The following is a 10495-nucleotide window of genomic DNA, read 5'->3' as shown; positions in this document are numbered from 1 at the left end:
CAATCAAAAGGGTAATAAACATATTTGTAACTACCGAAATACCAATAAACCAGGTCCATGCAATACCAACTTGCTTTAAATAAAAGACAATCAATAAGCTGGAAATGAGTCCAACCATTAAACTGACCGGATGGATATCCCGTTTCATTTTACTAAGGAGAAACAACCCTAATAACCCCCCATAGGTAAAGGAGGCAATTTGTAATCCTACAATTACAATTGCAGAATCACTTTCATCAAATAAAAGAGCAATTGCAATTAGTACTAATCCCCAAATCAAACTGACCAGTTGAGATCTTCTGATGGATTGATTTCCGCCCAACCAATCGGTAACCGTGGATGAAGCTAATGAATTAATTGATGAACTGAGTGTGGACATCGCTGCAGAAAGGACACCCGCGAGCAAAACTCCCTTCAATCCAACCGGAAGATAATCCACGATAAAAGTTGTGAATTCACGATCTCTTTCGATTTCAACGCCACCCATTAATAGATAGATTAATGATCCAGCTAAAAGAAATACCCCAAATTGGAGAAATACAAATATTCCGCTGCCAACCATTGCTTTACGGGCCGCCGTCAAGTTTCTCGTCCCCAAGACCCGCTGAACCATCATATAGTCCACACCGTGAGATGAGAATGAAAGTAATGCACCTCCCACAATGGCACTCATGAAATAATAGGGTTCTTTGATCAAATTACCTTCCAAATTGAATATAGCCAGTTTACCCTGTTCGGTTAAAATGGGTAGCACCTCAAACAATGATTGATCAAGATGGTTCAATACGATAATAATGGATGCAACACCCCCGAATAAATAGAGGACAAATTGGATACTGTCCACCCAAACTATAGTTCGGATTCCACCGGAAAGAGTATAGACCAATGTAACAATGCCAATAATTATTACAGCCATGGGCAGCGACCAACCAGTGATAACCTGAACCACAACCGCCGTAGCTAGAAAACGCACACCATCGGCTAAAATTCGTGTGATTAAAAATACGCCCGATGCCGTTTTTTGAATCCCTGATCCAAATTTATGTCCAATAATCTCATAAATAGATGTGACGCCCGATTTGAAATATTGGGGCAATAAAAACAAACTCACCAATATTCGACCAATAATATACCCAATAGCCAATTGAAGGAAAAACCAGTCGTCACGGTAAGCCAACCCTGGGACACTGATAAAAGTTAGCACTGAAGTTTCTGTCGCCACGATAGACAGCATAGCCACTGGCCAAGGCAAATTCCGTCCGCCTAAAAAATAGTCTTCTGATGATTTATTTAATCGGCTCTGCCAAAGTCCGTAGGCAGAAAATCCCGCCATGAATATGAAAATAATTGTTAGATCTATCCAGTGCATTAACTCAAGCTTGGTTTCAAGAATCATTCAACGGATGAAATGAATAAAAGAGCACCCCGTCAAATAGGGAACCATCTGCGCGAAAATAATATTTTATAAAATCCATATTTACAGTTTCACCAAACTCAGAGGATGCATGAATGATATTCTTTTGATTAATAATCATTCCTTCATGAGCTACCACTAATCCCATCTTAAAATAGGATTTTTTTACGAATGCCACGCCAACCACTACTGGCAATTTTTGGAGTATTTCTGCATTTAAATACTCACTGGGAATGTATTGAAGTACCATGGGCTTTTCCCATCCCAAATCGAGAAAGGACTTTCCATCTTCCTTTTTATTTAACGTAATAGAAATTGATTTCAGAAAATCTTCTTGAATAAGAGATGAAGTTATATTTTGTGTTGAAGGGTGATCTTGAATTCTATCCGTCGTGTAATGCCAACGACTTTTATAGGTTGGGCTTGAAAATCCCATGTCGTTCGGTTTATAATGAATATCAATAAGATTGGATTTGGCTTCATCCCAACTTAGACTCTGGACGCTGGCCAAACTGGTAAGTACATGGACAGTACAATCGGAGACGTCTAACCTAAAGATGGGGTCTTTGTCCACACCCACTTCTTCACCAAGACAAAATAATTCGTATGGCTTTCCCACTTGCCAAATCGCGAAGGCCTTTAATCGATCATGGAAGTCCGGGAATTTTTGATGGAATTTTGGTAGAATTTCAGAAATCTGTTCTCTAGATAATGTCCATGGCTTTGGAAGAGATTTTACCCAATTATCAGATTTGCTACATCCTAAAAAAAGAAATAAGGAAAATGGTAGTATTAAATAAGAAGTAAATAAAGATAAAGAAAATTTTCTTATGTCTTTTTCCTTTTTACTTATCAATTCCATTTTTTGCGCCATTCAAGGTTCGGGGTTTCCTCCCTAATCCCCACTGACTCATAAACGGAAGAATGAATCCTCTGTCGCCAATTAAAATATTTAGGATCTTTATAGGAACGATTTGGATGAACCGCATTAGTTAGCAAAATAACAAATATATCATTCTCTGGATCTATCCACAATGACGTTCCCGTATAGCCCGTGTGGCCAAAACTTTTATCAGATAAATATACACCACCTGATGCTTTACCATCTGGAGTATCCCACCCCAAACCACGGGAACTGCCTTCAACAACATTCGCTCTTTGCGTAAACAGATTAACTGTTTCAGTTTTAAAAATTCGCTTCCAACCATAAATCCCCTCATTCAACATCATTTGGCTGAATATCGCCAAATCGCTGGCTGTGGAAAATAGCCCGGCATGACCGGCCACGCCTCCAATGCTATGGGCATTTTCATCATGAACATATCCACGAATCAATTCGCCATATAGATTACTGTATTCCGTAGGGACGATTCGCTTTATCCTTTTTCTTGGTGGATTGAAATATGTTGAATTCATACCAAGAGGTGTAAATATAATTGAATCCACCAATAAATCAAGCGGTACTCCCGACGCCGATTCAATAACTTTGCCCAGGGCAATTAAACCAACGTCGGAATAGATCGTCTTTTCTTCCAATCCAATTGTTGGTTCTGTATTCATGATAGAATCCAATCGGGTTTCCAAATTGCTTTTCATTAAATAGTATTGCTTAAAGGGTGGCAATCCAGCCGTGTGGGTCATTAAATGCCGAATTGTTGTTTCGGATTTTTGATTAAAATATTTCTTCTGATTCCCTTTAAACCCGGGTAAGTGATCCACCACTTTATCATCAAGTGAAAGTTTCTTTTGATCTACCAATTTCATAACTGCTGACGTTGTGGCTATCACCTTAGTAATTGAGGCTAAGTCATAAATGTCACCTCGGGTTACTCGCTCATCTTTTTTATAAGTATGATACCCAAAAGACTCGTGTAGAAATATTTTACCATCCTTGGCCGCCAAGAGTACTCCACCTGGAAATGCGGAATCTGCCACTGCTTGGGATAAATAATCTTTTACTTGTTCAATATCTGTTGAAATTTCGGAAGGACTGATGCGTTTTAGGGTTTTTCCCGGTTGCCACTTTGAATTCCCAATCAACCATTTCTTCGCTTTAATAGGAAGTCCGGTTCCATTCTTTGCAACCCCCGGGATAGTTACAGGAAGTATTCCGGTAATATCGGATTTACCTTTTATTGCATTCACCGCAGCCGTTTGAAGAATTTCACTGCTTTTATAGGCACAAATGTAAACGGGTGTATTGGGAAAATCTTGAATTAGATAGGGACTGCCAAAACTGGTAATGACTACTTTTTCACATTTCTTTATTAATGCATTTACGAATTCAGATTCAACTTTTGGCAGGAATATTTCATCTTTATGCTCTGTGGGATTAGCAAATGCATTGAGAAGAACAATACCATCTTTCGGTATTTGGCTTAGGATATAATTTGCAACAACTGAGCTGTCCGACTTATCAATTTGGAACGATACAACTTTGCGGCCGTTGGTTTTTAACTGTTTGGTAAAACTACTTTCACTATGATCATTAGGGCCATCATAAAGATCAACCACATAAAGTTTTTCATTTAGAGAAGGCTGTAGGGGTAAAATTCCGCCTTCATTCTTCACTATGGTGATAGCCTTTTTTGCAATCTCTCTAGCCATTTTGAAGTTGGCAGCTTTACCCATTGCCCTATGGGTATAATCGATAGAAATGGTTTTATTAAGGTGAAGACCAACCTTTTCTTTCATCTTCAGGACTTTGAGAGCGGATTCATTAATTCGACTTTCAGATAGAATTCCATTTAAAACTGCTTTTTCAATTATGTCAATGGACTTCTTCAAATTTTGGTTTTGGATAATAATATCCGATCCAGCCTTGACCGTCTCAAGGAGTGCATATTCATCCGAGTAATTTTTTACAATACCACCCATCCGCATGGCATCCGTAATAATGACTCCATCAAAATTCATTTTTTCTCTAAGTATATCTTGGAGCCAAAAGCTGGATAAGGAAGCTGGGTCCTGGGCATGATCTTGGTAATCGGGGGAATTCACATGAGCAACCATTACAGCATCCACACCCGCATCAATAGCCTTTTGAAATGGAGGTAATTCCACATTCCATAACCGTACCGAATCGCTGGGGATTTGTGCCAATGAAGAATGGGAATCAGTTTCTGTGTCTCCATGGCCAGGGAAATGTTTGGCAGTTGCCAGCATCCCATAATCATGGAGTCCGCGGATAAATTCAATAGAATATCGATTAACCGAGTCCGGGACTTCCCCAAACGAGCGCGTATTAATAATTGGATTTTTAGGATTATTATTCACGTCCACTACAGGAGATAAATTAAAATGAATCCCAACGGCGCGGCTTTCTTCTGCTGAAATGCGTCCTGCTTCATACGCGTATTTAGGATTACCCGTGGCGGCAATGGCCATCATGGGCGGCAGTGTAACTGCACCGGGATAACGACGGCCTAATCCCGATTCAATATCCGCATCCACCAAAATCGGTACCTTCGATTTCATCTGCATATCATTAAGCATAGTAAGTGCGCTGCCCGCATCTCCAAACCAAATATGCAAAACGCCAATCCCATCCGTAGCAATATGCTTTTGAATATCTTTCCATTGACTGCTTTCATAATTCATGAAACGCATGTTCACTGAAACTACCATCATTTGGGAAATCTTTTCTCGCAATGTAAGTTTTTCGAGCGTTTTTTCAGCCCAAGACTTATTAGATGAAAACTGCCCAGGACCTGCGCAAGCTGAAAACAGGATAGCTGAACAAAGTATATAATTCCTCAAAAGCATAGCATAAAAATTAACTGAACTTTCCCCATAAGTCTTTAACTTTTATTTCTGTAAATCATGAATTCTGCAAACAATGAATTAAAATTAATGGCCGGCCAGATGATAATGGTTGGTCTCCGTGGCACTTCACCCGAAGATGCAAAATCATTTATGGATTCCCTTAATGATTTAACTGTGGGTGGTGTCATTCTCTACGACCAGAATTTAACTACGACACCCCCCTCATCACACAATATCCAGTCGCCGAAACAAGTAAGGGAATTTAATGAAGCGCTCCAGTCTTACAGTAAGATCCCACTATTGATCGGAGTGGATCAAGAGGGAGGCCAAGTTAACCGCTTGAAAAGTAAGTATGGTTTTCCCGATTCAAAAAGTTGGGCAGAAATGGGCCAATTGAATAATAAAGAAAAAACCAATTCCCATTCTAAACATATGGCTAGAACATTATCGAAGAATGGATTCAATTTGAATTTTGCACCAGTACTAGACTTATCCATAAATCACGAAAGTTTTATTGCAAAAAAGGAACGCTGCTTTTCAGATAATCCGGATACTGTGGCCATCCATACTGAACTTTTTATAAATACGCATTTGGAAGAAAACGTCATCCCCGTTTGTAAACATTTCCCCGGTCAAGGCAGTGCCGGTGGTGATACCCATGAAGGTATTGTTGATGCAACAGAAACCTGGACAGAAAAAGAATTAAAACCCTATCAAATTCTTATTGATAAAGGATGCGCCCCGGCGATAATGACTTCCCATCTTTTTAATAAAAAGCTAGATCCTGATTTTCCAGCAACACTGTCATCTAAAATATTGAATAATCTGTTAAGAGGAAAAATTGGATTCAAAGATGTCCTTATTAGTGATGATCCCCAAATGGGAGCCATCGCAAAGCATTATGATTTAAAAACGGTAATCCAATTGATGATAAACGCCGGTGTAGATTTGTTCTGTTTTGGGAATAACTTGATTTACGAACCAGACATAGTGCATAAAGTTCATTCAATTATATTAGAATTGTTAGATGAGGGATCCATATCAGCTAATCAAATTCAAAAATCATTTGAGCGAATTATAAAATTAAAATCGAGAATTGGTTTAATATGAGGGTTATTGGTATAGATGGTGGTGCCACCAAAGTATCCGGCGGAATTGTTGAAAAGATCAATGCCAATACCTTTAAGTTAAATAAGCATGCCGTTGATATTAATTATGGTGACCACTCGAATTTCAATTCGAACTTTTCACCTCTTCCCCTCGACAAACAATTTGAAGGTGGAATCAATTCAATTGAACAAGAACAAGGATTAGTTTATATAGATTGCGTTTTGGAAGTTATTCAATCATTGGCTAAATCCGAACCATTTCGAGTTGCCATTGCCATGCCGGGAATTAAAACTGAAGATGGCCGAGGGATTGCGGCAATGGCCAATGGACCTCGCATCCCTGACTTTTGTGACCAAATCCAAAAAGCTCTTAATCTTGAGCAACCAATTAAGCGCTTAGAGAGTGACGCCGATATGTGCGTATGGGGGGAAGAATTTGCTGAAGATGGTGCACTTCAAAATGTAGAAAACGGTTATTATATTGGGGGCGGTACCGGTACTGCTGATGGACTTAAACTCAAAGGTAAAATCCTTCCATTTGATGATGCCGCTAATTGGATCGCTAAATCAATTGAATTAAAAATGCCGAACGGCCAAACCTTAGAATCCTATGCATCTATGTCGGGAATCAATATTCTCCGCGAATCTAAAACAGATTCTGAAATCGGTTTGGTTCTAGGGGACCTGCTTTTTGAACGTATATCAACCATTTATTCCGGATGGAAAAACCCATTTAGTTTATCTCGAGAACTTCAAACTGAGCATTCATTTCAAAATACATTGCTGGACCGAATTGTCATTGGTCAGCGTCTTTCAGAATTTCTCCAATCAGACAATGGCAATGCAATCAAAGGGGCAATGGTTGAAGCGATAAAACAAAAATGTACAATGGCTGAATCGCCAATAGTTGAACATTATTTATTAGAGGGCGAATTCAACCAAGAACGAATAGTTATGTCCAATTTAAGAGCGGCGCCCATTATTGGCCTTGGGGCAAAAGTTTGGAAAACACAATGTTGACTACTGGACTAATTCCAAATAAAGAGCCCCTGATACGCGTTGGCCTCATTTTTCCGGAAGACAACATTACATCTCTCCAAATTTCATTTTCTGATTCCCAGTGTTTTGAAATTGAAACGGGAGACCGGTTACATCCTTCATGTAAAAATAATGATCAAATAAATTTGAATTTAGTGGATGGAAAACTCATCATTCCCGAACTGGAGATTGAAGATTCAGCATTTAAAATAATTCCATCTATTTTCCATAAAAATCCATTCATCACCTTGGATGGCATTACTGCCGGTCGTGGTTTTCATTGGGAAAAGAAAATCAGTGCATCTTATTGGGGAACATTAGAATTTACAGTTATAGATGGAAAATTCATGGCCGTCAATGAATTGCCCTTAGAACAATATCTCAAATGCGTTGCCACTTCCGAAATGAGCGCTCAATGTCCATCGGAATTTTTGAAGGCCCAAACGATTGTAGCGCGCTCCTGGTTTTTGGCCAATATTGAACAAAAACACCGCCATCTTGGCTTTGACATTTGTAACGATGATTGCTGCCAACGATATCAAGGAATGGCCAATTGTTCTGAAGCTTCCATCCAAAGTGCCGATGATACCTTCGGCCAAGTGATTGTGCATGATGATAAAATTTGTGATGCCCGTTATTCAAAATCATGCGGTGGCATCACCGAGAATTTTGAGAATGTTTGGGCGGGAGACTCTATCCCCTATTTGGTTTCCATTAAAGATGTGAATAATTCGGGCGTTGCCTTTTGCAGTCCGGAAATTGTGCCGGAAGAATCACTCAAAAAGTATATGGGCAATGTGGATGAAAAAGGCCAATACTACCGCTGGAGATACGAAGCGACCCAAGGCGAATTAATTCAATCTTTAAAGGATAAAAGAAATATAGAATCGGCCAAAATTGTACATTTAATACCGGAGAGAATCGGGGATTCCGGTCGAATTATCAATCTAAGAATTGAGTACAAAGATTCTCAAGACATCCTGCAGTCCATTGTAATTCAATCTGAATATGAAATTCGTAATATTATGTCACCCTCATTTTTATTCAGTTCTGCATTTACGATTGAAAAAAATGATAAAGGGAATTTCATACTTCATGGAAAAGGATGGGGTCACGGTGTGGGACTTTGCCAGATTGGTGCCTTGGGAATGGCATTTTCCAAATGCGCTGTAGATGAAATACTGAATCATTATTATCCCCTTACTAAATTGAAAACAATATATTCATCATGAATCAGCAATCAAAAAAACAAATATGGGCATGGGTGCCTTCTCTTTATTTTGCAGAGGGACTTCCATATGCCATGGTGATGATCGTTTCCGTTATCATGTATAAAAATTTGGGTCTGTCCAATACAGATATTGCCCTCTATACCAGTTGGTTATACTTACCATGGGTGATTAAACCGATCTGGAGTCCCATTGTAGATATTTTCCGTACCAAACGATTTTGGATTGTAATTATGCAAGTTTTAATCGGCGCTGGATTAGCGGGCGTTGCTTTTACGATTCCTTCATCTGATCCACTTAAATATACCATGGCATTCTTCTGGTTATTGGCATTCAGTTCTGCCACCCATGATATTGCCGCCGATGGATTTTATATGCACGCCCTTTCATCCCACGATCAAGCTTGGATGATTGGCATTCGAAATACCTTTTACCGATTTGCCATTTTATTTGGACAAGGTCTCTTGGTCATGTTCGCGGGAAAATTAGAACTATCCACAGGAAATGTAACCACTGCATGGTCCATTACCATTGGGGTTATAGCCGGTTTATTCATCATCTTTTCAATTTACCATCGCTGGATGCTTCCAAAGCCTTCGTCTGATCATAAACATTCAAATTTAAAATTATCTGAAGCAGCGACCAATTTTATCAATGTTTTTGTATCTTTTTTCAAAAAACCCAAAATCGGTATCGTCATTGTTTTTATTCTATTATATCGGTTCGGGGAAGCACAGTTGGTAAAAATTGCTCCCCTGTTTATGCTGGATTCACTTGAAGCGGGTGGACTTGGTTTAACCACCATTGAACTTGGGTTTGCAACTGGAACATTGGGTATGGTTATGCTCACCCTTGGTGGAATTACCGGTGGCTTTTTTGCAGCCAAACATGGGTTAAAAGTCTGGATCGTATGGATGGCACTGGCTATGAAGCTTCCAGATCTTGTTTACGTATTTATGGCCTGGACCCAACCGGAAAGTTATCTCCTAATAAATATTTTTATCGCGATTGAACAGTTTGGCTATGGATTTGGTTTTACAGCCTATTTATTATTTATGATGATGATTTCTGAGGGAGAGCACAAAACGGCTCACTATGCTATCTGCACAGGATTCATGGCCTTAGGCATGATGATTCCCAGCATGTTTAGCGGTGCGCTTCAGGAATCCATTGGATATTACCATTTCTTTATTTGGGTAATGGTTGCTACAATCCCGGGACTTATACTTATCAAATTTCTTCCCATTGATTCCAAATTTGGGAAAAAGGATTAATCCATTATGACTGAAAAGCAAGATAGACTTATTTCTTTAGATGCATTCCGCGGTGCTACTATTGCCTTAATGATATTAGTTAACAACCCCGGCACATGGGCCCATGTGTATGCACCCCTCCGCCACGCCCAATGGCATGGATGCACACTTACCGATTTGGTATTTCCATTTTTCTTATTTATCATCGGCATCTCCATGCGTTATTCATTCGAGAAATACGAATTCTGTAAATGGGGTCCCTTATTCAAAAAAGTGGTTTGGCGCACAATTACTATTTTCACCATTGGATTATTGCTCCATGCTTTTCCCTTTATTCGTCAAGATTGGGACTGGTCCCATTTTAGGATTATGGGCGTCCTTCAGCGGATTGCGTTGGCATATATCCTTGCCAGTTTTATTGTAGTTCGAGCCGACGTAAAAGGTATTGTAATAATCTCTATGGGTCTTCTTCTTGGATATTGGATTCTCCTCATGAGCCATGGATGGTATGCCGGGCTCGACCCTTACGCCCTTAAATCCAATTTGGCCCTCATTGTTGATTCCTATATCCTTGGGGATAATCACCTCTATGGTGGTATGGGAATCCCATTTGACCCGGAAGGACTGCTCAGTACGATCCCCTCCGTGGTGACTGTATTGATCGGCTTTCTTGTGGGTACCATGATT

The 10495-nt window shown here is 39.6% G+C and carries 8 protein-coding genes; 5 read left to right on the top strand and 3 right to left on the bottom strand.

The annotated features are described in order from the left end of the window. From HN459_06835 to HN459_06825, 3 genes are all read right to left on the bottom strand, one after another. Nucleotides 1-1369: sodium:solute symporter (locus HN459_06835; GenBank protein ID MBT3479165.1), on the bottom strand; the 1369-nt coding region annotated here is incomplete at its 3' end. 16 nt (nt 1370-1385) lie between these two features. Further along, nucleotides 1386-2288, bottom strand: a complete 903-nt coding sequence (locus HN459_06830) for a DUF1460 domain-containing protein (protein ID MBT3479164.1) — start codon at nt 2286-2288, stop codon at nt 1386-1388. Further along, nucleotides 2267-5179: a serine hydrolase gene (locus tag HN459_06825; GenBank protein ID MBT3479163.1), complete on the bottom strand. Its 2913-nt coding sequence runs from the start codon at nt 5177-5179 to the stop codon at nt 2267-2269. Before HN459_06825 ends, HN459_06830 begins: the two co-directional genes overlap by 22 nt. A gap of 57 nt (nt 5180-5236) precedes the next feature. Here HN459_06825 and HN459_06820 point away from each other — a divergent pair, with 57 nt between their 5' ends. The 5 genes from HN459_06820 to HN459_06800 all read left to right on the top strand — a co-directional run. Next, nucleotides 5237-6289 (top strand): glycoside hydrolase family 3 protein, encoded by a 1053-nt coding sequence (locus HN459_06820; protein ID MBT3479162.1) that lies wholly within the window; start codon nt 5237-5239, stop codon nt 6287-6289. Then, the gene (locus HN459_06815) at nt 6286-7308 is read left to right on the top strand and encodes an ROK family protein (GenBank protein MBT3479161.1); all 1023 of its coding nucleotides are present in this window, start codon (nt 6286-6288) and stop codon (nt 7306-7308) included. The genes HN459_06820 and HN459_06815 overlap by 4 nt, the downstream gene beginning before the upstream one ends. Next, nucleotides 7290-8558, top strand: a complete 1269-nt coding sequence (locus tag HN459_06810) for a SpoIID/LytB domain-containing protein (protein MBT3479160.1) — start codon at nt 7290-7292, stop codon at nt 8556-8558. Before HN459_06815 ends, HN459_06810 begins: the two co-directional genes overlap by 19 nt. Further along, nucleotides 8555-9829, top strand: coding sequence for an MFS transporter (locus HN459_06805; GenBank protein ID MBT3479159.1), 1275 nt, complete (start codon nt 8555-8557; stop codon nt 9827-9829). The genes HN459_06810 and HN459_06805 overlap by 4 nt, the downstream gene beginning before the upstream one ends. A 6-nt stretch (nt 9830-9835) precedes the next feature. Then, nucleotides 9836-10495 (top strand): hypothetical protein (locus HN459_06800; GenBank protein MBT3479158.1); only part of this gene is annotated, 660 nt, incomplete at its 3' end.

Source organism: Candidatus Neomarinimicrobiota bacterium, from assembly GCA_018647265.1.
In the GTDB taxonomy this organism is placed as follows: Bacteria; Fidelibacterota; Marinisomatia; order Marinisomatales; family TCS55; genus TCS55.
Note: the sequence above shows the minus strand (reverse complement) of the source record. Positions and strands in the feature narration are given on the sequence as shown.